Source organism: Sphingobacteriaceae bacterium, from assembly GCA_002319075.1.
GTDB lineage: Bacteria > Bacteroidota > Bacteroidia > B-17B0 > Aurantibacillaceae > Aurantibacillus.
The window spans coordinates 4,529,876-4,554,849 of sequence record NVQB01000001.1; the positions used below are offsets into that span (position 1 = coordinate 4,529,876).

23 protein-coding genes and 1 pseudogene are annotated in these 24,974 nt (G+C 38.2%); 17 read left to right on the top strand and 7 right to left on the bottom strand.

The window, feature by feature from the left end:
* Nucleotides 1-34 precede the first annotated feature (34 nt).
* From CNR22_19620 to CNR22_19635, 4 genes are read left to right on the top strand one after another with little or no spacing between them, the layout of a single operon-like run.
* On the top strand, nucleotides 35-262 hold the full coding sequence (locus CNR22_19620; GenBank protein ID PBQ33899.1) for a transcriptional regulator: 228 nt from the start codon (nucleotides 35-37) through the stop codon (nucleotides 260-262).
* Nucleotides 249-851, top strand: a complete 603-nt coding sequence (locus tag CNR22_19625; protein PBQ33900.1) for a restriction endonuclease — start codon at nucleotides 249-251, stop codon at nucleotides 849-851. The genes CNR22_19620 and CNR22_19625 overlap by 14 nt, the downstream gene beginning before the upstream one ends.
* 15 nt (nucleotides 852-866) lie before the next feature.
* Entirely contained in the window at nucleotides 867-2,528 is a 1,662-nt protein-coding gene (locus CNR22_19630; protein PBQ33901.1) for a hypothetical protein, read from the top strand.
* A 3-nt stretch (nucleotides 2,529-2,531) separates the two neighbouring features.
* Nucleotides 2,532-3,398 carry a hypothetical protein gene (locus CNR22_19635; protein ID PBQ33902.1) on the top strand — a complete coding sequence of 289 codons (867 nt, stop codon included), beginning with the start codon at nucleotides 2,532-2,534 and terminating at the stop codon, nucleotides 3,396-3,398.
* Nucleotides 3,399-3,774: 376 nt separating this feature from the next.
* Here the strand turns inward: CNR22_19635 and CNR22_19640 are convergent, their stop codons facing one another.
* Both CNR22_19640 and CNR22_19645 read right to left on the bottom strand, forming a co-directional pair.
* Nucleotides 3,775-4,125, bottom strand: a complete 351-nt coding sequence (locus CNR22_19640; GenBank protein ID PBQ33903.1) for a growth inhibitor PemK — start codon at nucleotides 4,123-4,125, stop codon at nucleotides 3,775-3,777.
* A complete protein-coding gene (locus CNR22_19645; protein ID PBQ33904.1) occupies nucleotides 4,122-4,889 on the bottom strand; it encodes a hypothetical protein in 768 nt (255 codons plus the stop codon). The genes CNR22_19640 and CNR22_19645 overlap by 4 nt, the downstream gene beginning before the upstream one ends.
* 153 nt (nucleotides 4,890-5,042) lie before the next feature.
* Here CNR22_19645 and CNR22_19650 point away from each other — a divergent pair, with 153 nt between their 5' ends.
* On the top strand, nucleotides 5,043-6,140 hold the full coding sequence (locus CNR22_19650; protein ID PBQ33905.1) for a hypothetical protein: 1,098 nt from the start codon (nucleotides 5,043-5,045) through the stop codon (nucleotides 6,138-6,140).
* 72 nt (nucleotides 6,141-6,212) lie between these two features.
* Here CNR22_19650 and CNR22_19655 read toward each other — a convergent pair whose 3' ends face one another.
* Nucleotides 6,213-6,404, bottom strand: coding sequence for a hypothetical protein (locus tag CNR22_19655; GenBank protein ID PBQ33906.1), 192 nt, complete (start codon nucleotides 6,402-6,404; stop codon nucleotides 6,213-6,215).
* A 367-nt stretch (nucleotides 6,405-6,771) separates the two neighbouring features.
* On the opposite strand from CNR22_19655, the gene CNR22_19660 reads away from it, so the two are divergent.
* Nucleotides 6,772-7,980, top strand: a complete 1,209-nt coding sequence (locus CNR22_19660; protein PBQ33907.1) for a hypothetical protein — start codon at nucleotides 6,772-6,774, stop codon at nucleotides 7,978-7,980.
* Nucleotides 7,981-9,024: 1,044 nt separating this feature from the next.
* Here CNR22_19660 and CNR22_19665 read toward each other — a convergent pair.
* Nucleotides 9,025-11,913: a PAS domain-containing sensor histidine kinase gene (locus CNR22_19665; protein ID PBQ33908.1), complete on the bottom strand. Its 2,889-nt coding sequence runs from the start codon at nucleotides 11,911-11,913 to the stop codon at nucleotides 9,025-9,027.
* A 135-nt stretch (nucleotides 11,914-12,048) separates the two neighbouring features.
* Here CNR22_19665 and CNR22_19670 point away from each other — a divergent pair, with 135 nt between their 5' ends.
* Nucleotides 12,049-12,426, top strand: coding sequence for a response regulator (locus CNR22_19670; protein PBQ33909.1), 378 nt, complete (start codon nucleotides 12,049-12,051; stop codon nucleotides 12,424-12,426).
* 6 nt (nucleotides 12,427-12,432) lie between these two features.
* A complete protein-coding gene (locus CNR22_19675) occupies nucleotides 12,433-12,657 on the top strand; it encodes a hypothetical protein (GenBank protein PBQ33910.1) in 225 nt (74 codons plus the stop codon).
* Nucleotides 12,658-12,770: 113 nt separating this feature from the next.
* On the opposite strand, the gene CNR22_19680 is transcribed toward CNR22_19675, so the two are convergent.
* Nucleotides 12,771-14,036 carry an MFS transporter gene (locus CNR22_19680; protein ID PBQ33911.1) on the bottom strand — a complete coding sequence of 422 codons (1,266 nt, stop codon included), beginning with the start codon at nucleotides 14,034-14,036 and terminating at the stop codon, nucleotides 12,771-12,773.
* Nucleotides 14,037-14,163: 127 nt separating this feature from the next.
* On the opposite strand from CNR22_19680, the gene CNR22_19685 reads away from it, so the two are divergent.
* The 4 genes from CNR22_19685 to CNR22_19700 all read left to right on the top strand — a co-directional run bounded on the left by CNR22_19685 (nucleotide 14,164) and on the right by CNR22_19700 (nucleotide 17,417).
* Complete coding sequence (locus tag CNR22_19685; GenBank protein ID PBQ33912.1) at nucleotides 14,164-15,099, top strand: oxidoreductase; 936 nt, start codon at nucleotides 14,164-14,166, stop codon at nucleotides 15,097-15,099.
* A 4-nt stretch (nucleotides 15,100-15,103) separates the two neighbouring features.
* Nucleotides 15,104-16,012: an AraC family transcriptional regulator gene (locus tag CNR22_19690; GenBank protein PBQ33913.1), complete on the top strand. Its 909-nt coding sequence runs from the start codon at nucleotides 15,104-15,106 to the stop codon at nucleotides 16,010-16,012.
* Nucleotides 16,013-16,409: 397 nt separating this feature from the next.
* Entirely contained in the window at nucleotides 16,410-16,979 is a 570-nt protein-coding gene (locus CNR22_19695; protein PBQ33914.1) for a hypothetical protein, read from the top strand.
* A gap of 66 nt (nucleotides 16,980-17,045) precedes the next feature.
* Nucleotides 17,046-17,417 carry a hypothetical protein gene (locus CNR22_19700; protein ID PBQ33915.1) on the top strand — a complete coding sequence of 124 codons (372 nt, stop codon included), beginning with the start codon at nucleotides 17,046-17,048 and terminating at the stop codon, nucleotides 17,415-17,417.
* Between the two features lie 217 nt (nucleotides 17,418-17,634).
* Here CNR22_19700 and CNR22_19705 read toward each other — a convergent pair whose 3' ends face one another.
* Complete coding sequence (locus CNR22_19705; protein PBQ33916.1) at nucleotides 17,635-18,009, bottom strand: transcriptional regulator; 375 nt, start codon at nucleotides 18,007-18,009, stop codon at nucleotides 17,635-17,637.
* 81 nt (nucleotides 18,010-18,090) lie between these two features.
* On the opposite strand from CNR22_19705, the gene CNR22_19710 reads away from it, so the two are divergent.
* The 4 genes from CNR22_19710 to CNR22_19725 all read left to right on the top strand — a co-directional run bounded on the left by CNR22_19710 (nucleotide 18,091) and on the right by CNR22_19725 (nucleotide 21,154).
* On the top strand, nucleotides 18,091-18,996 hold the full coding sequence (locus CNR22_19710; protein PBQ34953.1) for an NAD-dependent dehydratase: 906 nt from the start codon (nucleotides 18,091-18,093) through the stop codon (nucleotides 18,994-18,996).
* A gap of 34 nt (nucleotides 18,997-19,030) precedes the next feature.
* Entirely contained in the window at nucleotides 19,031-19,408 is a 378-nt protein-coding gene (locus CNR22_19715) for an extradiol dioxygenase (protein ID PBQ34954.1), read from the top strand.
* A 527-nt stretch (nucleotides 19,409-19,935) separates the two neighbouring features.
* Nucleotides 19,936-20,526 (top strand): cyclic nucleotide-binding protein, encoded by a 591-nt coding sequence (locus tag CNR22_19720; GenBank protein PBQ33917.1) that lies wholly within the window; start codon nucleotides 19,936-19,938, stop codon nucleotides 20,524-20,526.
* A gap of 55 nt (nucleotides 20,527-20,581) precedes the next feature.
* On the top strand, nucleotides 20,582-21,154 hold the full coding sequence (locus CNR22_19725; GenBank protein PBQ33918.1) for a hypothetical protein: 573 nt from the start codon (nucleotides 20,582-20,584) through the stop codon (nucleotides 21,152-21,154).
* A gap of 262 nt (nucleotides 21,155-21,416) precedes the next feature.
* Here the strand turns inward: CNR22_19725 and CNR22_19730 are convergent, their stop codons facing one another.
* A complete protein-coding gene (locus CNR22_19730) occupies nucleotides 21,417-23,876 on the bottom strand; it encodes a hypothetical protein (GenBank protein ID PBQ33919.1) in 2,460 nt (819 codons plus the stop codon).
* A gap of 483 nt (nucleotides 23,877-24,359) precedes the next feature.
* Here CNR22_19730 and CNR22_19735 point away from each other — a divergent pair.
* A pseudogene (locus CNR22_19735) lies at nucleotides 24,360-24,911 on the top strand (protein-tyrosine-phosphatase).
* Nucleotides 24,912-24,974: the final 63 nt, after the last annotated feature.

Genomic DNA, 24,974 nt, shown 5'->3' on the forward strand with positions numbered 1-24,974 from the left:
TTTATTAACAAATTTGTAGACAATAGTCCGCAAAATGACAGAGGAAGTATTTGGTGATATATTACGTGAGCTTAGAACAGAAAAAGGGTTTAGTCAAGAACACTTAGCTGAACTTTCTGGGCTTGACAGAACCTATGTTTCGCTTTTAGAAAGGGGTTTACGACAACCCACTTTATCGACTTTGTTTAGTCTGGCAAATGCTCTTGAAGTAGCGCCGAGTAAAATCGTTCAACTTATCGAGAAGCAAAATGCAAGCAAATAAGAAGATAATATTTGCTCGTGGCTGTAAGTTCTTTGAAGAACCGGAGTTTAAAGTTATACTGGAAGAACTAGATGCAGCAATAATGGCTGTAACGTGGGGACATGAATCAAGATTTCACATAAAACCAGTACGTAGAGGTAACGGTGTTGTTCCAATTAAATCGAATTTTGTAAAGTACCTAGTTAGCAAAGGCTGGCTTCCAGAACAAAGAATGGCGTTTACAAGTGGGATAAACCCAGGGCCGGTAGACGTGCTAAAAAAAACCTCCGCTGGAATTTTTGTTGTAGAGTGGGAAACCGGAAATATATCATCTTCTCACCGCGCACTTAATAAGATCGCTATTGGCATTCAACAGAAGAGTATCATTGGAGGTATTCTTATTTTGCCTGATCGTGTTTTGGCAAATTACTTAACAGATAGAATTGGAAATTTCGAAGAGATTGAACCATATTTTTCCCTTTACGAGAGTGTTGTACAAGAAGGGATTATGGGAGTATATTCGGTGACATTCGATTCGGATGAATTTGATATTCTTGCCGCAGATCCACCTTTGATTCCAAAAGGCAAAGATGGTAATGCAAAAAAATAAAAAATAATTTAGTTAATGCTGATCCAGGTAATAGAAGAAAAGGGTACCCCTCGAGAGTCCCAAGATAATAGAGTATACTTTTATCTTGTTCACGATAACTGGGACGATTTTCATTTTAAAACTAGTTATCAACTCTACGTGTCTGGAAGATTCACCAAAGATCGGACTCCCGGTTTGATTGGTTTGGTGAAGATTTTAAAGAGAAATCAGAAAGAGGGTGATCAACTTCAACTCCGTGGTGGATTGTTGGAAGCTCTCCCGGCAAACTATTGCTCTTTAGGTCAATCACTCGACTATTACCAACGTATTGCGGAACTAGAAGTTAATATCAGAAATCAATTGATTGAGTCTCTGAGAGACATCGCTTTAAATTTAGAAATTCGGGAAGATTTTAGTGCTGAAAAGGGTCTACGTGCCAGTCTTATGCGAGATTTTGCTGCTAATGATGATATTTTTGCCTTAGCTCCGATGTTAATTTCGCGGGAATTTCACAAATTACCTAGTTTAGATTTACATTTTACATTCAAGACTAGCGGAATGGAGCAGCCAATAACCTTTGATTTTGACTCTCCTGAATATGGATTTTCAGAAAGCTTGCCAAATCGCATTGCCGTCCTAATTGGTCGCAATGGCTCCGGTAAAAGTTCATTTCTAGCAAAAATGTCTCGAATTGTCTTCGCCTCTACAACAGACCGGAAAACTAGCGGTTTAAAACAAGTTGGAGAATTGACACCTGTGGGCTTGGGGTTCCCAAGAATTATTAATCTGGCTTACAACGCATTTGACAGTTTTCATGTGCCCGGTATTCATATTCAAGAAAAAGAACAAATCGCCAAAGATGTAAAAATGGGCGAGGGACGGTATATTTTTTGTGGTGTCCGGGATATTGCAGCAGAATTAAAGTCTCAATTGCCCTTTTTTCATCCGGACCCGGATGGCCGACTATCCGTCGCAGATATACTTAAGGACAGGCAGATGGATACAGTCCTGAAATCTAGTCATCAATTGGGCGTCGAGTTTTTTACTTGTCTTGAAGGAATTAAAAACTCTAATCGCCGTGAAAATCTGGAAAGAGTATTTAATATTTTAATTGAGGAATCTTCAATGAACTCTGCCATACCTTTAGATATTTTTGATTTGGGTAAGAAAGCGATTGATTTTTTTAATGAATTAAGCACAGGGCACAAATTTGTGCTTCATTCCTTGATTAGTGTGGTGTGGTATATTCAGCCACGAAGCCTTTTGCTGTTTGATGAACCCGAGAATCATTTACATCCACCCCTTCTTGCAGTATTAATGAAAGCACTCAGGAATGTGATAGTGGAAATGAACGGTTTCATGATTGTCGCTACTCATTCACCAGTGGTAGTTCAGGAGACACTATCTAAACATGTTTTTATAATAAGGAGAGAAGGAGATTTTCTTAAAATCAATAAACCGAGCATTCAAACTTTCGGTGAGAATATTGGAATAATAACATCGCATGTTTTCGGTTTATCGACAGACATTACCGATTACCATGAGGTTTTAGAAAATATTGTTGCAACTTACACTTATCGAGAAAAGAATTTTAACAAGGAAAAAATACTTGCTGAAATAGAATCACTTTTCGATGGAAATCTGAGTATGCAAGCGAGAGCTTTCGTTTTAAGTAAACTATCCGAACGCCAAAACTAAAATATGTGGAAAGTTCAGTTGCCAGATAATACAGATGCCATACCTGAACTTTTTGTAGGGCTAACTTATGTAGGGGGTGAACCAAAACATAGTCTTACGGCTGCCGAATGGAGAACAGTCGAAATTACGTTCGAAAGATATGATAATTTAAGAGGTGTTGCGCATGATGACTTGTTAGCGAATTCATTATTACCCGGATCGAAAGATGCAATTCATGACGCCTACGATGAAATTCAGGAGAAACGCCGACTTTCTGATCTTCGGTCCAGACTGTTACTTTCATCTGACAGGTGCCCGTGTTGCGGTATCTCAGCTGCTGACGAACTTGATCACCATCTTCCTAGATCTGTCTATCACGCTTTAGCTACCTACAGCCGCAACCTTGTCCCCATTTGCCATAAATGCAATAACAAGAAACGCACTGTTACGGGAGAAAATCCGCTAGAGAGATTTATTCATGTTTATTATGACGATGTTCCGCAAGCAGAACAGTTCCTTAATGTAATAGTTACGATTTCCGGTAATACACTTCAAACTACCTTCTCAATTATACAATCTGCATCAATGCTCGACGAAGTTTTTCATAAACTTAGTTTTCAGATCCGCCGGGTGAACTTAGACCAGAGACTAAAGCGAGAAGTAAATACATTTTTATTTTCAGCTTGCGAAAGTTTAAACGAGGCTTATGCTGCACATAACAATGCGGATAATATTCGAATATTATTGTCCAGAACAGCAAGGCAACACCAAAACAGATTCGGTCTCAATGACTGGCGAACAGTATTACTAAGTGCCTTAGCAAATAATGCAGCATTTTGTGATGGTGGTTTCGTTGGTATTCTCAATTATCAACCTGTGATTATTGATTAATCTAATTTACTTACAGAAATTATATAGAATTAATTGAACCACTTTTTAGAAGTCATTTTTAAAAAAAAACTAAGTGTAGACTTTATAATTTGCAGCACTTTACGTATTATGTAGGGTGAGTAAAATGGTAGACTCGGAATTTAATAAATCTTTTTTAATGATACTCGAAGAGACAATTAAACAGAATCAAGTTAGTTTATCACTTACATTCGGCACAGCCGAAAATGGTCGATAAAAACTAAGTAACCCAAACGAATAGTAGCTTTACTTGAAAACAACCTTCGAAAAGTTGTTAAAATAGGCTTTAAGCTAGTTGGGGTAACAGAGAAAAAACTGGAAAAACATTTTAAGCCATTTTATGTAGTATAAAAATGGTTCACAACTCTAGGGTGTCAGAAAGCACCGCTTTAATTTTAAGAAAATCTTTTGTTCCTAATTTCCCAATAGACTTTTGGATTCTATCAAAAGAAACGGTGCGAATTTGATGGCAAAGCACAAATGAATCTTTTGTTAAACCAGCTTCACCTGCTGGAACAAGCACATATGTATATAAGTGTGAGGGTGGACTTGACCCTGTAACAGGTAGTACGACCGCTAATTGCATACTCGAAAAACTTTTGATAACCACGCAGGGCCGAAGTTTCGCCTGTTCGTGTCCTTTAATCGAAGTGGGCGGAAGACCCAGGTCTACATTAACTATTTCCCCCTTTAAAAAGTCCTTTCTCATGCAGCTGGCCAATCTTGAGCATTGAACCCCTCATCAGCTATGGCTTTTTGCTGTAAAACAAAAGTACTGTCAAAATTTAATTGAGAACGGGAATTTGGAGTGGATTCAGTTTTTAATAAACCTAGTTCTGTGGCAAGTGCAATATATTCCTGCGCAGCATCAGAAATGAGAAATGCGAGTTCGTTTATGTTTTCTGGTGAAGCCTGAACATTTTCTTCATCAATGATCACGGCTGCAGTTGCAACAAATTCAATGAAGAGTGAGCTATTAATCCAGTCAAGAAACTTCTGAGTTGCCTCCGCATCAGGTATACTAAGGGCAATTCCAGTAACAAATTGCTCATATGTTATTGAGGATAACTGCGACACGCTTTTACCTACTGATTCTTCAGAGAAACCTTCAATAGTACTGAGTTTTTCCACTACTTTTTTATTACACCGCAGAGCAAATAGAATATTTTCCGCCAGTATTTCAAGACGAGGATTATTTTTCAATTTTTCAATTTGCGGATATACTTCGTCAATTATATTGGAAAAATCTAATTCACCTTCTTCAATCAGCCAAATCATACCCTTAATTCTAAGGTTAAAAATTTGCGGTAAAGCGCTGATGACATGCTTTTTTATAGGGCTGCTTGAACCAACTATTCTTTTTATTGAATCTAATAAGCCAGACACTTCTTTTTGCAAAGGATGATCAAGCTCTTCAAAATGGTTTTTCATTTGAAGACAGAACACATCAATGTTTTTGGCAGTGGCTAACATATTACAAAGATACTAATTTCCAATTAGTTGTGCTAATTTGATGCCAGAGGCGACTGATATCCAATAATTTATATACTTTGATAACCTAAGAAAAAACGAGTATTAAACGAAACAGAAGTATAATTTTCATTTAAAAACCCTATTGATTTAAAAATGATAACAAGAAAAGAATTTTACGCCCTTCTTTGGTCAACACCACTGACATCCATTCTTAAACACTATAATCTCACATATACACAGGTTCGGAAAATTTGTAAGGACATGGACATTCCAACTCCAAGGGTCGGTCACTGGGAGAAACTGAAAGCCCATAAAGGAGTAATTTTAGTAAAGCTACCAGAATTTAATGGCCCGGAAGAAATTGAACTTAATGTTAGAGAAAACGGAAGGGAAAACTGTATGAGCTTACTAGCTCCGGAAAAGAAGATAATTCTGGAAATTGAAAAAGATTCAACAATATATCTCAATGTGCCGGAAAAACTCTCTAAGCCGCATAAACTAATATCAGGAGCGCAGCAGAACATACGTCATAACTCCGGGTACCAAAGGGGTAATATGTCAAGGACTTCGGGCGAAAGCTTGCGGATCATAGCGAGTAAAAGTAACATGCCGAGAGCCTTTAGAATTATGGATACCTTAATCAAAGCGTTCATCCAACGGGGGCATCAGGTAGTATTGAAAAACAATCTGACTTTTATTGTTGTTTTTGGTGAGGAATTTGAAGTTAATCTGAGAGAAAAAATAAAAAGAGTTCCGAAGCCGAGCAATTACAGTTGGCAAGAGTATGATTATGTTCCCACCGGGAAACTGGCTTTTATCGCGAAGATCAGTTGGCGAAATGTTGAATGGAAGGACGGAACTGTGCTTTTAGAAAATCAGATTGCCAGAATTATTGCCAAGCTAGAAATCAAAGGCGAAGAAGAAAGGCATGCGACTGAGCGGAGAAGAGCGCAGCAATCTATTGACGAAGAAAAACGAAAAATCGAGCAGGAATTGATGCATAGAAAGGAAAAAGAGTTAGTTGAGTTTAAAACATTGCTGAAAAATGCAAGACGTTGGCACGAAGCTATGTTTATTCGGAACTATCTATCGGATCTGAAGAGCATAAGTAAAAGCGGCGATAACCAAAAATATCTCGAATGGGCGGAGAAAAAAGTAAACTGGTATGATCCGCTTATTGAAAGCGATGATGAATTGTTGCAAGAGGTTGACAGAGATAGCCTGATTTTAGGGAATAAATATTTCAATTAAAACAACTGCGTTATCCATCCCCCTGTAAGTGTATCCAATTTTTCTCGACAAGGAAATTAATAATGTTCATGGCTAAGCTTGACTTATCAAAATATTGCCATACACATCCCATAATTGAGCAAGAAACCGCGTATCTTCTAGCAACTCGTTCGAAATTTGTATCGGAGGGGCTACCAAATGAAACCTTTCAGCTTCGCTGAAAGGTTTCATTTGGTAAAGCCCTTCCCTAAGGATCAGCGAAGCTAATCCATCTCCCGCTACCAAAGCAAGAAAAACCCTTGATAAGTAATATTATCAAGGGTTTTTTCGTTCGAAACGCTTGCATTAAGTTTTGTTTTAATTAATCTTATTTATTCTGAGGTACTTACTGTTCTATTCTAGAAGGGTATTTATTTCATTAAGAAAAAGGAGAAAGGTCAAATTTTGGCCTTTGGCAGTGAGGGTTTCGGACTTAGTGTCCGAGAAACGCTGCGAACCAACCAAATAGTAACTTACTGTATCGTTACTTCGGGTTATGATGGCCCCGTATTCGCTTTAAATCCAGAAAAAAAGTTATTTTTAAGAATTTAGTGTTAGACGGTAAATCCATGTATTATCAAGAAGCCTATTTTTATCGGACAATATCCCAAGCATGAAGAGATTTTTCCAGATTTCCGGTTTAATTTATTTATTTCTGTACATGTTCCCGTTCCCGCTGGAGAATTTTTTCGGTGGAATTTTCGACCCAGTAATATTTTTTGTAGGAGAAGCATTGTTCGGTTTAACCTTACTTGCAAAAAAATCGAGCCATAGCGGAGATACAACTTTTGATTATGTGAGAATTGGCACTCTATTACTTTTGTCTATTTTCTCAGGTCTAATCTATTTGCTGACATTAAAAAACAAATTTCCGATTCAACGGCTAAGAAACGTTACGTTTTTATATGCTAAATATTACGTTGGACTTTTCATGATTAATTATGGAATAGCCAAACTTTGCGAGGGGCAATTTAGCATGCCATCCTATGGAAAACTTGAACAGACATTTGGTAACTCATCTCCGATGGGTCTACTATGGACTTTTATGGGAGTTTCAAAGCCATATACTATTTTTATTGGTTGCTCACAAATTTTTTCGGGTTATCTAATTTTATTTAAGCGAACACAAACAGTTGGTTTGCTTTTAACTACTGTTATCATGATCAATGTTGTCTTAATCAACTTTTGTTATGATGTTCCGGTTAAATTATTTTCCTCGCATCTTGTCCTTATAACGGTATTTCTAGCCATTCCAGATTTAAAATCTCTATACGCATTCTTTATTTTACGTCTGCCTGCACAATTGCCTGTCATCGTGAGTTTGGAAACCAAACACAAAACTGCCAGGTTTATTTTGAAGGCACTAGTAATTGTAGGTTATACAGTTTTTTGCTTCACTATTTTTTTAAATTATTCCTTTACCTCAGGGCCTTACGCTGCTCAAAGTAGAATTAATGGAGCGTACTATACCGATAAGTTTGTAATTGAAAATGATACTGTGCCGCCACTTACTTCCGATTCAATTCGATGGAAAAGTATAATAATTTCTCAGAGTTTCTCAAAAGTAACAAAGATGACGGATAGCGTAGAGAGGTTTAATATCGCGGTGGATAGCATTGCCAGGACTATCACATTTTCGCCATTAGACAAAGCTGAAATAAAATACAGACTCAACTATGCTGAAAATGACGGAAGGTTTCAGCTCACAGGTATATGGAAAGGAAAAAGGGTAACGGCTTTTTTTAGTAAAAAAACCTATGGTGACTACCCTTTAATAAACAGAGGGTTTCATTGGATCAATGAGACAATTTATAACACGTAAACATTAATATGAAAATTAAACTAACAATCGTCATAGTTTTATTAAGTTACTTTCAGCCGATGCTTGTACTGTATATAAGATAACAATGTTTGGTGAAAATTTTGTGGGTAATAACGAAAACTCATAGGTCGGCTTCATCCTTTCAAATAAATCAGAATATGATGTGGGACACATAATATCTCAATTACCCATAAAGGAAATTAGGGCACTGCCAAATATGTTTTAATTAAAAGAGTTATTTCAAAGACAAAGACTTACTTAAAATAAATCATTAGATAAGGTTAGTAAAACAGAAATTAGCCTTGCTGGACAAAGCATCCAATAAAAACTTATGGATCAGTGACGATTCGTAATTTTACTGTTTATGCCCGTTTATACCGGTTACTCTTTTAACGGATTCACGTTTACACTTTTCGGCATTTTGAGGGCTAACGAAGTTTCGAACTGGGTAACTTTCTTTCCGCAAAGAGGAACTTACATATTCCTAGTTATTTGTTCGATGTTACTGTAGTGATCCCAAATTTGAGCAAGAACCCGCGTGTCTTCTAGCAAGTCGTTCGAAATTTGTATCGGAGGGGCTACCGGAAGGAAAGCCGCTGATTATCAGTGGCTTTTTTAATATCGCCTATCTGTAACGTAAATCCAGCGTTGATTTTCAGTGACTTGTATGTTCGAGTCCCGTATTGTTGTTTTGTAGTTTAGTTGTTTTCTTATTCACTAAGTATACTTTTCGCGTTTTTGTATTATAGGAACAAAACCCAATTCAACCTTATGAGAAGATTAATACTAGCCCTGATTACAATTCTTACTGTATTATCATCTCAATCACAAGTAAGTTGGAGAATAGATAACACACACGGTTACTTCGGTTTTTCGCTAAAATATATGGAACTGGGCGATTATCAAGGTCAATTCAAAATGTATGACGGGAAAATATAATCTAAATCTGAAATTTATTTTACAGACGCGGTATTTAATATTCTAATGTAACCGACCGGTAACTTACTAATTGGTTAGTTTTTAAATGTAGTCCTTTTATTGAGTTTAAGAATGTAGGATCACATGAAAAGTAGTTCCTGCTCCTGGTTCCGATTCAGTAAATAAGTGCCCTCCATGATTGATCACAATACGCCTGCATAAAGCAAGCCCTATTCCTGAACCTGGATAAGCATCTTTGCCATGTAGACGTTTAAACACTTCAAATATTTGATCAGAGTGTTTTGTTTCAAAACCAATTCCGTTATCCTTAACAGTAATGTGATAGTAGGTTTTACCAGGAATTACTTTTTGAATATAAGTAGCGAGATTATCTTTAGTGAGTTCTGAATAACTGATCTGGATTATAGGAGGCACATCGGGCTGCGTAAATTTGAGAGAGTTACTGATGAGATTATAAAACAATTGATTCATTTGCAAAGCCACACCTTCAACTTTTGGTAACGCGCCAATATTAATGACCGCATGTTTTTCAGAAATCAACAATTCAAAATCCTTAATGATTTCTTTGAGCGTTGCATTCAGATTCACAGTTATAGTTGTATCTTCTTTTTTGGCGAGGCTTGAAAAATTTAAAAGGTCTTTAATTAATAAAGTCATTCGTTCTGCTGACTGCGCTATCTTATTGACAAGAGGTTTATTCTCTTCTGAAATAGTTTTTTGTTTTATCAGCATATTTGAAAAAACCTGTATTTTACGAAGAGGTTCCTGAAGGTCATGACTAGCAACATAAGCATATTGAGAAAGATCTTCATTAGATGCTGTTAGCCTGTCATTTAACTTGAACAGTTCTTCATTAGTAGCGCTTACTTCTTCATTAGTTGCTTCTAACTCTTCGGTCCGAAGTTGCACCTCGTTTTCCAAAGCCATTTGAAGCTCGTGCTGAATGGTTATATCCTGTGCTGTTCCATTCATGCGAATGACTTTTCCTGTATTGTCCTTAATAGCTTTACCCTGTGCATGAAGAATTCTTTTCTTGCCCGTCTTAGGATGAATAACGGTATAGATCTCATCATAAACGCCATCCGAGTCAGGATCTAAAGCTTTGGCAACAGCTTTGGCAACGCGTTCCTGGTCTGCATCACTTAATATGGGGATCACTTGGTTGTATTCCTGTGCTGCAGGATCATACCCAAACCATTCAATAAGTCTGTCCGAATAGGTTAAGCCATTGGTGGCAGCGTCAATACTCCATGTGCCCAGTTGCGCAAGTTCTACTGCGCCCCGCATGCTTAATTCCGCTTCTTCTAATTGATGCTGTGTTTTTATTTGTGCAGTCACATCTATAGCAATATCTAAAATAGCATAGACCTTGCCATCACTATCAAAAACCGGTGTATAAGAAATATTGTAGTAGTTATTGTTAAGAACGCCATTCTGAACGATCTTCACAAGTGCAGCAGGAGCGAGAAATGGTTTGCCTGTTTCAAAAATATCGTCTAAGATCTTAAGAAAAGGTTGTCCCTCTGCAAGAAGCTCTGGCATGGCTTCTCTAAGCGGTAAGCCCTCAATAGTTGGTCCTTTGCCAACAATATCTATAAATGTTTGATTGGCATTTTGAATAATAAGATCGCGCCCTACAAACAAGCCTATACCGGCAGGGGCGGCTGCAATAATGCTTTTTAGTTTTGCTTCACTTTCTTCAACTTTCTGCCTGCTCGTTACTTGCAGAGTAACATCGGTGGCAACAACGAGAATTCCTGAAACCGCTCCGGAACTTTCTATTCTAGGTTGGTAAGTGAGATTAACATAGATCGTCTCAAGTTTGTTATTGCGAAATAGCTGTGCAGCGACTTCTTCATTAATAAAAGGTTTAGCCGTAGTGATGACACCCTTCAACAAATCATCAAAGCCCTGCCCTTTAAGTTCCGGAAGCGCGTCTAATAAAGGCTTTCCAATAATGTCCTTTGGTTTTCTTCCCACAAGAACGCCGTAAAACGCATTGGCTGATTCAAATACCAGATCATCAGTTGCACTTAGTGTAGCAATGCCAACAGGGGACTCTTCAAAGAGAGATAATAATTGACGTTGACTTTCTTCCGTACGTTCTTTTGCGAGGTAACTTTCCGTTATATCCTGGATAGTACCGTTAAATCGAAGCGGCTGTTTTTGCTCATCAAAAATGGTACGTCCAATTGCTCTTACATATCGTACTTCTCCAGTTTTATTATTGACGATGCTATGTTCCACTAAATAGTCACCGCCAGACTCCCAGGTTAACGCTTTTGCGATGCCATCAGAAACTTTTTTCCTGTCCTTTTCAGGAATTGCGTTTACGGCGTCGGTGTATGCAAAATCACCTTCAAGAGGTAAGCCGAACCATTCTTTTAAACGCCTGCTCGCAACGAATTTATGGGTTGTAGGGTTAAGTTCCCAGGTAGCGAGCTGCGAAGCTTCAATAGCGGCATTCAATTGGGTATTGGATTCAGTAAGCCTGTTATGCGCGAGAACTTTTTCTGTAGTTTCAGTACAGGTAACAAGTACACCTTTATTATTGCCCTCGTCATCCAATACCAGACTATAGCTAAATGTCCAGTACACATCTTCAAGTCTTCCATTTCTGTAAATAGGAATTAATTGATCTTCACTCCAGGTGGATTCTCCGGTTGCCAGCACGCTGTCTATAAGAGGCATGATGACAGGCCAGATTTCCTGCCAGGTATCCACACCTTTGCTACCCAATGCTGAGGGATGTTTACCCCCATTGCCAAGGCTTGGTCGGTAGGCATCATTATAAAATTGCACAAGATCAGAACCCCACCATAAAAACATTGGAAATTTAGAACGGAGAATAGTGCTCACCATCGTGCGCAGGCTCTGAGGCCATGTTTCGGGACTTCCAACCGATGTTTGTGACCAATCAAACGTGCGAGTCAATTCGCCCATTTCTTCCCCGCCAGCTAGAAAGGGGAGCGTTTTATTAGAAATCTTATTCATTTTCTCAATAGTAACTTGTAAATCAAATATAATTAATAATTAAATAAAGGGCTTTTTAGCCCCTCACATTGTACTTTCTAATTTCGCGCCAGTGTGGTTATATCTTGTTTTTTCTGGCTATCTTTAACTCCCTACATGAAAAAGATCTTTCTTATTGACGATGATTCTGACGACAGAGATGTTTTTCAGGCTGCGTTAAATTCCATAGAACTTCAAAGCGATTTTGTACAAGCTGAAAATGGCGAGCAAGCATTAGCAATGGTTTCGAATAAAGAGTTCAAAGCTCCTGATATAATTTTCCTGGACTTGAACATGCCAAAGATGGGAGGATTGGAATTTCTTCAAAAAATCAGGCTTATTCCAGAATATAAACAAGTTCAGATTTTAATCTACACAACTTCATCACTTCAAAAAGATAAAGACTCTGTTTTAGCAGCGGGAGCAAATGGTGTTATCACGAAACATTATAGTTTTGACGCACTCTGTGATGAGTTGACATTTTTATTTAAATAGCGATTGGTGCTTTTAATCAAAGCGGTTTCAACTTCTGGTTCTCTATATTACAAGTTCGTTGGGGTCGTGGCAAGTTGTTGGCTGGAAAGAAAAATGGGAAAATATATTATGGGAAAGGGTGGAGACTCCATTGTTAACGTTTATACTAGAGCTTCAGAAAAAGCTGAACTCGAGAAACAACCGATACATCAACCAAATGTGTACAAAGACGAGGGTAAATTTATAATGTAAGCAATCACAAACCAATCATCTTATTTTTTCTGAAGTACTTACTGTTCGATTCTCGAACGGTATTTGTTTCATTAAGAAAAAGGAGAAAAGGACGAATTACTCAGTGGATGAGCTTACTCAGGTATGCGTGTTTTAATTATTTGGTTGACCCGATAAATAAAAAATACTCCAACGAGTGATAATAATGCTGCCACAATACCCAAGGTATTGTAATGTTCTAACGGACTGAATCTGTCTTGTTGATATACAATCGATCCTCCCATGGTAGCGGCAACGCCACCAGCTATTTGATGTAAAGATGAGTTAATACTCATAAAAGCTCCTCGATCCTGGATTTGAGGCAAACTGGTCACGAGCGCCATTGAAGGTACCATGCGACTCATAATACCAATCATCATTAATACATAACAGACCATAGCCATGTAAAAAGGAACAGGGGTTAGATTTGTGTAAATTAAAACAGTTACAATCATCCAAAGTGACGCGACGCCAAATAATTTGAGCTTATCTATTTTATCGCTAAGTTTCCCTACCAAGGGCATAATAAATAAGGCGCTCACACCGCCAACCATAAATAAGATCGGCAGACGATCTTGCGAAACGTGTAAGTTGTTGATCGCAAAAGTGCTTCCCCATGGAAGTATCATGAAACTCCCTACAGAGAGCAAAGAAGTCGCTAAAAATCCAATGCGGTAGCGACGTTGTTTAATTGTGAGCCATAGATGAGTTAAGGCATTGCGATTACTTTTAATTTCAAGATGTTTTGTAATAGGCTGAATACGAATCAAAATAACTAACCAAATAAGAGTGGCTAAACAAACAATCATGAGGAAAGGGGTCTTCCAGCCCCATGTATTGGCGAGGAACAAGCTAATTGGAATTCCTAGAATCTGACTGGCACCGAAACCCATCTGTACGAAACCTACAACAGTACCGCGTTTATCTAATGAAAAGATATCTGTTATTATAGTCATGGAAATAGAACCGATTACACCTCCAAATAGACCGGTGAAGATCCTTGCGGTAATCAATGTTTCGTAATTTGTTGCAAGCGCGCAAAATAAAGTCCCAATAATAAATCCAATATAAAAAAACAGCAGTAATCTTTTACGATCAAATTTATCTGCGAAGCCGGCCGTCAAAAGTCCCGAAACACCGGCACTAAAAGCATATCCTGATACAACAAAGCCAAATTGGCCAGTAGTCAATCCCATTGATTTTGTGAGCATATCGCCCAGCGGCGCCATTACCATAAAATCCAGGACAACTGTAAATTGTGTAAGCGCTAGTAAAAGGATTATAGAAACCTCGTAGCGTGTAAATTTTAGTTTTGATTGATTTGTCTGCGGTTGGTCTTCAAGAGAGAATGTTTCTTCCATTTTTAGTTCGGCAAAAGTATTTTTTATTTTATTTTCATTTTAATTAAATTTGCCTCAACTCCATTTTGGCTAAACAATAATTCGGTTAGGCTAAATCACTATTATGATTTGTCCCGACCTTTGAGATATGAAAGCATTCTTATTATATGAAGCCGGAGGAGCCGATAAGCTGGTTCTAGGCGAAGCGCAAAGACCAACTTTAAAAAGTGGCGAGGTCTTAGTCAAAGTAAAAGCAATAGGTATAAATCCTGCTGATACAATTTATCGCAACAACACGGCCTTTATTTCCGCAATATTCGGGCAAGAGCGACCAGTCGTAATGGGCTGGGACATTTCCGGCGAGGTTGTTGAAAAGGCTGAGAATACAGAGGGGTTTGAGATAGGCGATGCGGTTTTCGCGTTGTTACAAAATGCGCGCGGTTACGCCGAATTTGTAGCTGTCAATGTTGAGTTGTTAGCGCGTAAACCGGATAGTATTAGTTATGAAGAAGCTGCAGCATCACCAATGGCTGGCTTGTTAGCATGGCAGTCATTGATTCTTGGAATGAATATCAAAAAAGGCGACAAGGTTCTCATTCATGGAGCCGCAGGTGGTGTAGGCCACTTTGCCGTGCAAATAGCTAAACAGCTGGGTGCGGAAGTAATTGCCACATCTTCTGCTAAAAACCGCGATTTTATTTTGTCTCTTGGAGCAGATAACCATATTGATTACCAAACAGAAAATTTCTGGCAAATAGTTAAAGAGGTGGATTTTGTTTTTGATACTGTAAGCGGTGAGACTTTAGAACATTCTATCAATATAACTAAGCCGGGAGGAACAATTATTTCAATTTTGGCTCTTACTAAAGATGGCCTTATGGAAAAAGCGAAGGAAAAAAATGTAAATTTGTCTTTAAGGGCACTGCAATTTAGTGGTGAAAATCTTAGAGCGTTCGCAGACCTTTTGTCCAAAGGAGTGGTGAAATCACACATAGCTAAAACGTATCCTTTCGATTCAATGGCAGAAGCACATCAACAGGTTGAAACCCGTCGCACCGCCGGAAAAGTCGTGCTTACAATGTGATTCAATGATCCATCAAATAAAAACAATTGAGCAATTTTACAAGTTAAGAAATTTACCTGCGCCTGCGAATCCGCTGATTGGTCTTATAGATGTTGCCAAAGTTCCAAAATACAGGCAAATTGAATCAGGAAATGTAGTATTCGGCTTTTATGTTATATCGTTTAAAAGAGGCCATGCAACTAAGCCTAAACGTGGTCAACGAATTAAATATTTTGCAAAGGGAGTACTGGGTTTCCGCGCACCTGGACAAGTTGTGAAGGTTGAACCTGATAAAACAGCAATATCTTCTATGTCAGGTTGGATGCTTTGTATTCATCCGGATTTCTTACTGCATACTCCACTAGCAAAGAAAATCAGGAGTTACGATTTCTTTTACAATGATCTTAAGGAACCGTTATTTCTATCTGAAGAAGAACAATTCCTAATCCATACCCTCGTACTAAATATTTCTCGTGAGTTTCAAAAGATATCTGATAAGCTTAGTAAAAAAATTTCTATTGCTTTAATAGATGCGCTGCTGGCGTACATCGAGCGATTTTATCAAACGCAATTTAATACTGACAGCGTGGCAAGTCACACATTGCTTGATAAATTATACAACCAGCTAAACAAACATTTTGATAGTGAAAAACTGTATAAATCGGGCTTGCCAACCGTGTCTATGTTCGCTGACAAGCTAAATGTTTCTCCACATTATTTGAGCGCGGCGTTGAGGGCTATAACTGGAAAGAATGCTCAGCAGCATATTCACGAAAAACTTATTTCCAAAGCGAAAGAACTTTTGTCCACGACTGAATTATCGGTAAGTGAAATTGCTTATGCCTTGGGCTTCGAACATTTGCAATCGTTCAGCAAACTATTTAAGGCAAAAACAAAACTAACACCACTGCAATTCAAACGATCTTTTAATTAATAGGAGTAAGATTCTTGTACAAGTAAGATTTAGCATGTCTGTACAGTTCCCAATTTTGAGCAGGAACCCGCGTGTTTTCTAGCAAACGTTTGAAATTTGTATCGGAGGGGCTACCTGAAGGAAAGCCTTGTCTGAGGTTAATTCCTGCTTTTTACCCTGTTCGTTCTCTACAAGCGCTTAAGTTTTTTGTTGCTGTTTTCGTTTTTATGGTTTTAAAATTTCGTGTACGGTGTGTATCATACGTTGTGTCACGAATGTATTATCAGAGAGGGATTTCAGGGCAAATGGCTTCTTTTGGCTTTTGGCAGTGAGGTTTTCGGACTTAGTGTTCTGAATAATCCTTTAATTAGGAGTTAAGCTCTATGGTAATTATTTTAATCTTTTTGTATATTTGACTATGGCTGACTCAAAATTGATAGAGCTTCTTACGCTCCTTATTCCTGAATATCCAGAGGCCATACATCAATTAGAAAATAACTTTGAAAAGAAGAGTCTCAATAGCGGCGATGTGATTCTAAACGCAGGTGAAATTTGTAATGCCTTTTATGTTGTTGAAAAAGGACATCTCTATACTTGTTATCTTAAAGATGGGATTAATCTCGCTACACATTTTCATTTTGAAGGCAACATAATTTCTGATCATAGGAATGCAAAAGCCGGAATTCCTTCTTCATTCTCGCTAAAAGCAGGTGAAAAAAGTGAAGTTTGGATATTGAACAGAAAACAATTAGAAGCGTTATGTTATTCCAACGATGAGATGATGACTTTCGGAAGACGTTTGGTAGCCAGAATGGCGCTGGATTTGCAGGATGACAGTACGTTATTGAAAATATACTCACCCACAGAACGCTACGCATACATAAAAGAACATGCTCCCAATCTTTTACAACGTGTGTCGGTTTCAAACCTTGCTTCCTATCTTGGTATGAACCGAAGAACGATAACCCGTATTAGGGCAAAAAAATAATTTTGAGACTTTTGTCTCACATCCGAACGATCCTTAATCTGTAATTTTGAATCCCATTGGGCAATAGTGCCCGGGTTAACTATAAACAGCATAAGAGCAATGGAGAATGCACAAAGCAATAATACTTTACAAACCAAATGGTATCACTATCTTTTAATTTTTTTGGCAGGTGTTTTTCTGACCAATATTCTGCCTCATTTTATTAATGGAATTACCGGTAAATCTTTTCCAACGCCGTTTGCTAACCCTCCCGGCAAGGGACTTTCCTCTCCAACTCTAAATGTTTTGTGGGCCAGTATTAACTTTCTTGTTGGATTTTCTATATTGTTTTTTGTAAAAATCAGGGAACGCAATAAGTTAATCTGGATCGCACTGTTTTTCGGCATTATTTTTATGTCTTTCTATCTCGCGAGTTATTTTGGCTCATTAGCGGTATAAGAATTCAAGCTTTTGTCCATCTGGCATTGCCTGTTAACAGCTTGAGTTTCGAATTGGGTAACGTTCCGCGCAAAAAAAACAAAACCTCTGGTGAGTGAATCATCAGAGGTTTGTATGGTTCGTAATTTCTTATATGTTCTTCGGCTGGTTACTAAATTGTATGATTCAGAGTCAATGTAGGTTCGAACACTGGTTTGGACTTCCAAAGCATAACTTATCAGGCCATTTTTAATCTTTTGAAACTTTTACTGTCTTTCACAGCCCAATCAGCCATCGCCATGAGAACGGGTCCCAATTTTTTACCTGAAGGAGTTAAAGAATAAATTGTGATCGGAGGCATAATCTGCTCTACTTTTTTTACGATCAAATTATCTTCCTGCAATTGCTTTAAGTGTTGCACTAACATCTTCTCGGTAATAGCTGGAATTGTTCTTTTCAGCTCACTATAGCGCTTAGGACTATCTATGAGATAATACAAAATGATTGTTTTCCAGTGTCCACCAATCTTATTCATAACGTAGGTTATAGGGCAAAGTGTTGCAGAAATTCCTTTGTTGTAATTTAGGGTTGAACTCTCTTTTATTTTTGTCATGGTTACTTACTTTGGGGTATGTACTTGTAATTAAGTATGTGCAAATATACCTTTGACGAAACAAATAAACAATTCTTAAAAATGAAAATTACCATTACAGGATCACTAGGGAATATCAGTAAGCCGCTTGCTGAAAAATTAATTAAAAACGGTCACGAGGTTACGATAATAAGTAATGACGAGAAGAAGATAGGTGCTATTGAAGCCTTAGGAGCAAAAGCGGCAATAGGTTCTGTTTCAGATGTTCAGTTTCTAACAAAAAGTTTTACAGGCGCCGATGCCGTTTACACGATGGTACCGCCAAACTGGGGAGTAGCAAATTACCGAGAATATATTAATCAAACAGGTAAAAATTATTTTGAAGCGATTAAACACTCTCACATAAAACGGGTCGTAAACTTAAGCAGCATTGGGGCGCATTTAAGTGAAGGTACAGGCCCGATAGCCGGACTGTATGACGTGGAACAAACGTTTAGTAAATTGGAACACGTCTCTGTAAAACATTTACGAGCGGGGATCTTCTACATTAATTTCTTTTTTGATATACCGCTTATTAAACACATGGGGATTATGGGAAATAACTATGATCAAGGAACAAAGGTAGTGATGGTGCATCCAAGAGACATAGCAGTGGTAGCAGCGGAAGAACTGCAAAATTCATTTAATGGTAATAGTCACCGTTACGTTACGAGTGACGAACGTAAGGTATCAGAAATTGTAAAGGAACTTGGCGTCTCTATTGGAAAACCTGAATTACCCTGGGTGCAATTTTCGGATGAAGAGACACTTGCAGGAATGACCAGCGCAGGAATGTCACCGGCTATTGCTGCTACGTATGTAGAAATGGGTAATGCGATAAACAGCGGAAAATTATTTGAAGATTTCAATAAGAATAAACCTGCGGTTTGGGGCGCAACAAAATTTGCCGACTTTTTGAATGAGTTTGCTCACGTTTATAATTCACAAAATTCATCATCATTGGTATAAAGTTAAACTTGTATCGAACCTAAAAATAAAAAACATGTTAGATCACGTTATTATTACAGTAAGCAATTTCAAAATTTCAACAACCTTTTACACGCTTGCGTTTAAGGCGCTAGGGCTAAAACTAAGTATGGAGTACAAAGGAGAAGGTCAACACCCTGATCTCAATGGTTTCGGGAATGCATCAAGTGCCTTTTTTTGGTTGAAAGAAGGAAAGGCCGATTCCAACTCCGTACACATTGGACTGGTGGCAAAAAACCATGCAGAGGTTGATGCTTTTTACAAGGCGGCTATAGCGGCAGGAGCAAAAGTTATACATGCTCCAAGAATTTTCCCGGAATACTATCCTGGTTATTACGCAACGTGGGTACTTGATCCGGACGGTTATGAAATCGAAGTTGTAAATAAAAGCTAACCAATTTTCCTTTTGAAACGAACTTTCGGCATCTAGATATTTTGATAGCTTCTTGAATTTTGCCTTTATGGCAGTAAAGAAAAACTAAAAATGGCTTGTAAATCCCTTGGTAAAAGATTCGGAATGTTGCCCCTCTTTTGCAGTAAAGAGAGACGGAACATTTTCTTTTTTATACATTAGATACTTTAACGTACAAGTCCCAAATCCAGGCAAGAAGCCTCGCGTCTTCTAGCAAACGTTCGAAATTTGTATCGGAGGGGCTACCAAAGGAAACCCTGTCTGAGGTTAATTCCTGCTTTTTACCCTGTTCGTTCTCTTCAAGCGCTTAATTTTTTTTTGCTGTGTTCATCTTTATGGTTTTAAAATTTTGTGTACGCTGTGTATCATTCGTTGTGCCACGAATGTATTGTCAGAGAGGAATTTCAGGGCAAATGGCTTCTTTTGGCTTTTGGCAATGAGGGTTTCGGACTTTGTGTCCGTTAAGTCACAGATTTTGCGTTGGCTTATAAATCGTTAACTTTGCCGGGATGAGTATAGTAAGCAGCTTTCAGGTATTTCTTAATGAAGTTGTTCCGTTGTCAGACGTGGAGCTTTCTCAAACTATGAAATACTTTAAGAGTGTGACTCTTCAAAAAGGAGAGTTCTTCGTGCAGGCGGGATCGACCTGTTCGCGGGCGGCATTTATAGGTACAGGGATTTTGCGCACCTTTTATATGAATGAAAAAGGAGAAGATACAAGCTACTGCTTTTGTACTGAAAATAAGTTAACTACCTCTTTTAAAAGTTTTGTATCTCAAACCGAGTCATCCCTTTCAATACAGGCTTTAGAAAAATCTGAGCTCCTTGAGATTAACTATAGCGACCTTCAGGAGCTATACGCTACTATACCAGCATGGCAAGCTATTGGTCGTATTCTTGTTGAAAAAGAATTCCTTGTCATGGAAAAGTATGCATCTACCCTGAACAGAGAAACTGCAAAGGAGAAATACCTTCGCTTGCTAAGTGATCAACCGTCTATCATTCGTCGCGCATCTCTCCAGCACATTGCATCTTACCTTGGCGTATCCCGTGAAACACTTAGCAGGATCAGAAATCAGGCAGCTACTTCTATTTTGTGACATTTGTCAAATAGCTTTCATTTGATGCATTCTAATTTTACGGGTAAAAACTACTATGGAATTCGCATTTATTATTTCAATCGTTTTACTGATCCTTTTTGCCTTATTAGGTTTATATGATGGATTTTACCTGCACATATTTAAATACCGTCTGTATGAAAATCCTGCAAGTCGAAAAGAACATTTAACGCATACCATCAGGGGAGCATTATTTCCTGGTATTCTTTATTTTCTTTATTTAAGACAAGACTGCGCTGCTTGTTTTTATATTGGGATGGCTTTTGTACTGGCCGATATTATCACATTGGTTTTTGATGCTTACCTTGAAAAAGATAGCCGCGATTTTATGGGTGGCCTGCCAAGATGGGAGTACATAATTCATTTATTCGTGAATGGATTTCATTTTGCTTCCATAGCAGTTTTGCTGATCATTAAGTTAAACGTGACGGAGCACAGCATAGAGCTCCGTTCTGATTTTTCTTCAGTTGGTAATTATCCTGCTTTTGTGTGGTTGGTTAAAAACCTCATTCCTGGAGGCATTTTAATGAGCTTATTGCATCTCATGGTTCTTTTTCCTTCAACAGCCCACTACTGGAATAGGTTTCGTTCGAAAATTATATGCTGCTGATCTAAGCTACTTTTTCAATTTAATCAAATTGTAAACTTGCCTTTACATTTCCATTAACTAGAGTACTTTGCAAAAATTCAGCGTAACAAAACGATTAAATGCGCTGTACCTTTACTTTTGGAAAATCTTATGTGTTAAGATTTTTTTTCATAGAGAGGCGCTCTTCATAGGAACTGAAGGGCGCTTTTCAATTTTATACAAACGGCTGCAAATAAAAAAAGCCGGATAAATGCATATCCGGCCTTTAGATTATTAAGAATGATTAGTGATTGATAATCATTTTAATTGTGTTGGCTTTAGAACCAGTGTTTATTTTAACGAAGTAATTTCCGTTCTTCAGATGAGTGGTATTCAGGATGATTTCTCTTTCGCCTTTTTCTAAGTCCTTAGTTTGCGAAGCTAATACTTCCTTACCTTGTATGTCAGTCACAGTAATAACAACGTGAGCGTTATTTTCCAACGTGAATTTCAAAGTAGCATCATCTTTAGCAGGATTAGGGAATAGTGTTACAAAGCTATTTGTTCTTTCAATGTTGTTTATACCAACATCCATTGCGCCTTGACCTGAAATTTTGTAATCGTATAAGGTTTCGTCAGCATCGTTACTCATAATGCTAACATTCGCTGTGTGATTAGCAACAACCATTGGCTGATATTGTACTTCAAAAGTTTGAGAGGCGCTCGCAGCAATGTTTAGAGGAAAAGCAGGAGCATTAAGCAGTGTGAAGAAGCTGCTGCCAGAACCCGAAATATTAATCCCTGAAACAGATAGTGTACCTGTACCAGTATTTTTAATTTCAAAAGTTTTGGTAACCATCATATTGTAAATTACTGTTCCGAAATCAGTATTATTTGTTTGGCTGGTGCTTGTACTACCATCTGTAATTACGGCACTATTTCCTTCCAAATTAATTTCCGGAGCTACACCATTACCTTGAATTGCAAACGTATACAGGTGCTCATCGTAATCACTGCTCGTAACATTGATGATTCCGTTACGCACTCCCAATAGGGCAGGGTTAAATTGTACCGTAATACTATAAGAGCCATTTGGTGCGATGCTGTATGGGAATGAAGGTGCATTCGTTATTACAAAGTCCCCTGCATTTGTTCCGCTCATGCTTAACGCAGAAACAATTAAAGTACCTGAGTTTGTATTTTGAATAACAAAGGTTTTTGTAATGGGCGTATTAAGATTTGAAGATCCAAAATTTGTATTGTCTCCTGCGCTAATGGCTGTATTTCCACTAGGTATGCTTGTAGCGTTTCCTTGCAAGTTAATTTCCGGATTAGCTGCAGCAGTTGCAGGGTTATAGAATGCCAATAACTGACCACCATCTACCGCAGGTCCAGGAATAGAATAATGCGCCTGATCAAAAAGAATAAACCAACCGGCACCTAAAATACCTTGCATATCTATTATTCCTGACGATTCTTCATCAATGGTTAATGAGTTGGTACCAGTTGTTGTAAAACGGTTAGGGTCTTGATCCGCAACTAAAGTTAAAGCGTCTGTAGAAATTTTGTACTGCCAGATTTTTGCAGTATGGGTTTGTCCACCTGGATCTTCCTGGATCATAATATGTCCGTGATTGTCCATTACCATGTTATCTGCCATTTTTTGCCCTTCTGTTCCATCTAATACAGCAGTAATAGTTCCACCAAGCTCAGGATTGTTAATATCATTAAAACGAAGTCTCCACATACGGCTTGGAGCTGCAAAAGAGTTTGTAGTAACAAAATAGAAATCTCTTGGATTGTTAGGATCCCATGCACCATCTTCGGGACGTAAAAAATTAGTTACTCCAGCGTTGTTGCTATTTGTGTTAAGAGTTGCACCTGTAATATTGTGCACAACACCCATATCAACGAGGTTAAAAGGTGTTCCTGCTGTAGGAGTACTAGTGCTTTGTTCATTTACTAATCCTACTACAGAAACCCCGTACAATTTACCACCTGTTAAGCCGGCCTTTGCAATGTCAGTTCCTGTTGTGGCTTTACTTCCTACATAGATATAAACTTGTCCCGGAGTTGTATCGTCCATTCCGGCTACAATAGTTTTATCCTGAGCGAGCGGACTTGCCACTGAATTCTCCCAAGAGAACTTTCCTAAATGTGGAAGTTCATAGGTATTTCCTGCAGCTGGCCCGGTACTAATGTGAGCAAAAGCACGGCCCTCGTTACCGCTTTCTTCTCCGTTCATAAAAATGCGTTCTTGTGTACCTTTTCCCGTTGCACTATTATAAAATGCAGTTACTGCTGGAAGGTCAGCGGCACAAAATCTTCCGAATTGAGTAAGCGTTGATGTGTTTGCAGAATTGTACATCGTATAAGTTGTACCGGTCCACAAATAAACGTTTTGAATTAGATCGGCACCGCTTACTACAGAAAGGTTAGATTTGTTGATCACCCATTTTGAAACAAAGGCGCCTGTCTGTCCATGAGCATGAACAGCCCCAACAGCCGTTCCCATTTCGTGGTTCATAAGCAGCGTAAATGTACCTCCGCCATTGTCATAAGCTCCAAGGCCGTCACCAAGTCCAGCCAACATATAGCCAGAAACGGTTTCTGTCACAGTTAAAATCGAAGTCATTGTTGATCCAGGGACAACTGGAAGCATATAGGGCGTATGCGCCGTGCTAGGCCCTGTAAGCGTAGTTTGAGCCATTGATGTGGCACCTATTCCCAGACCCACCAATAGCGTTGATAAATGTTTTTTCATAATTTTTAATTTTTATGCTACAAAGCTAGATAAGCCACAGGCAGTGGATATCACTGAGAATTGATGTAATCATTAAGGAAAAGAAACGCATATTAAATGTAAAGTCCAGATTTAACGTTCTCTTTAAAATTCGATTCCATTGAAAGCTATCTCTTTAAATATTTGATTCCATTGGATTGTGAAAAAATTGCTACCCTTGCGTGAAAAGATCGCTAAACAATTGTGAAACCCTTTGTTAATAAGCATTAGCAAGTAAATTCTACTTCATCTATCGCAATTTAACGATGCTTTAACACGTGAACTTGATCTTATACTGAACTTTGCATTGCAGTTTAAAAATCTTTCACTAAAAAAATCAGCATGAAATTACCTAAGACAATAAAAATCTTTGTAACGCTAGTAGTATTTGTAGTAAGTGGCGCATTCACTCCAATTAACAACAAAGTAAATTTTTACAAAGACTTAAAAAAGTATTGCAGCAGTTTGCCAAATGAGTTTAACCAGATAAATGAAGAACGGAAAAAGGAACTATTGGAAATAGCAAATTACATTATCGAAAAACAGATCTCGCACAGGAGTAGCCGTTTGTTATTTATCTGTACAAGCAATTCCAGGAGAAGTCATATGGCGCAGATTTGGGCGCAAAGTGCTGCTATCTATTATGGTGTTGACAGTGTAATGACTTTTTCAGGTGGCACAGAGGCTACGCGCGTTCACCCAAACACCATTGCTACGCTCAGACGTTGTGGTTACAGTATAACTACAAGCCAGGCAAATGATAATCCTTACTATTCTGTTAATGCAGGAAACAAGGTTTCTTTAGGATTTATATATTCCAAAAAATATAACAATACAAGGAATCCTAAGAGTAATTTCCTTGCCGCAATGGTTTGTTCAGATGCTGATAAGTCATGCCCGGTGATTGATGGTGCTGATACACGTATAGCTTTACCCTATGAAGATCCGAAGTACTATGATAATACACCTTCACAAGATCAGAAATACGATGAACGTTGCCGTCAGATCGCCAGGGAAATGTTCTTTATAATGGATTATGTAAAGCAAAAGCTGATTCTTAAGGTGGAAAGCAATCGTTAG

Excerpts from the sequence above, each read along its gene's own strand:
- CNR22_19620 (PBQ33899.1), top strand. The coding sequence starts at position 35 with ATGACAGAGGAAGTATTTGGTGATATATTACGTGAGCTTAGAACAGAA.
- CNR22_19625 (PBQ33900.1), top strand. The coding sequence starts at position 249 with ATGCAAGCAAATAAGAAGATAATATTTGCTCGTGGCTGTAAGTTCTTT.
- CNR22_19630 (PBQ33901.1), top strand. The coding sequence starts at position 867 with ATGCTGATCCAGGTAATAGAAGAAAAGGGTACCCCTCGAGAGTCCCAA.
- CNR22_19635 (PBQ33902.1), top strand. The coding sequence starts at position 2,532 with ATGTGGAAAGTTCAGTTGCCAGATAATACAGATGCCATACCTGAACTT.
- CNR22_19640 (PBQ33903.1), bottom strand. The coding sequence starts at position 4,125 with ATGAGAAAGGACTTTTTAAAGGGGGAAATAGTTAATGTAGACCTGGGT.
- CNR22_19645 (PBQ33904.1), bottom strand. The coding sequence starts at position 4,889 with ATGTTAGCCACTGCCAAAAACATTGATGTGTTCTGTCTTCAAATGAAA.
- CNR22_19650 (PBQ33905.1), top strand. The coding sequence starts at position 5,043 with ATGATAACAAGAAAAGAATTTTACGCCCTTCTTTGGTCAACACCACTG.
- CNR22_19660 (PBQ33907.1), top strand. The coding sequence starts at position 6,772 with ATGAAGAGATTTTTCCAGATTTCCGGTTTAATTTATTTATTTCTGTAC.
- CNR22_19665 (PBQ33908.1), bottom strand. The coding sequence starts at position 11,913 with ATGAATAAGATTTCTAATAAAACGCTCCCCTTTCTAGCTGGCGGGGAA.
- CNR22_19670 (PBQ33909.1), top strand. The coding sequence starts at position 12,049 with ATGAAAAAGATCTTTCTTATTGACGATGATTCTGACGACAGAGATGTT.
- CNR22_19680 (PBQ33911.1), bottom strand. The coding sequence starts at position 14,036 with ATGGAAGAAACATTCTCTCTTGAAGACCAACCGCAGACAAATCAATCA.
- CNR22_19685 (PBQ33912.1), top strand. The coding sequence starts at position 14,164 with ATGAAAGCATTCTTATTATATGAAGCCGGAGGAGCCGATAAGCTGGTT.
- CNR22_19690 (PBQ33913.1), top strand. The coding sequence starts at position 15,104 with ATGATCCATCAAATAAAAACAATTGAGCAATTTTACAAGTTAAGAAAT.
- CNR22_19695 (PBQ33914.1), top strand. The coding sequence starts at position 16,410 with ATGGCTGACTCAAAATTGATAGAGCTTCTTACGCTCCTTATTCCTGAA.
- CNR22_19705 (PBQ33916.1), bottom strand. The coding sequence starts at position 18,009 with ATGACAAAAATAAAAGAGAGTTCAACCCTAAATTACAACAAAGGAATT.
- CNR22_19710 (PBQ34953.1), top strand. The coding sequence starts at position 18,091 with ATGAAAATTACCATTACAGGATCACTAGGGAATATCAGTAAGCCGCTT.
- CNR22_19715 (PBQ34954.1), top strand. The coding sequence starts at position 19,031 with ATGTTAGATCACGTTATTATTACAGTAAGCAATTTCAAAATTTCAACA.
- CNR22_19720 (PBQ33917.1), top strand. The coding sequence starts at position 19,936 with ATGAGTATAGTAAGCAGCTTTCAGGTATTTCTTAATGAAGTTGTTCCG.
- CNR22_19725 (PBQ33918.1), top strand. The coding sequence starts at position 20,582 with ATGGAATTCGCATTTATTATTTCAATCGTTTTACTGATCCTTTTTGCC.
- CNR22_19730 (PBQ33919.1), bottom strand. The coding sequence starts at position 23,876 with ATGAAAAAACATTTATCAACGCTATTGGTGGGTCTGGGAATAGGTGCC.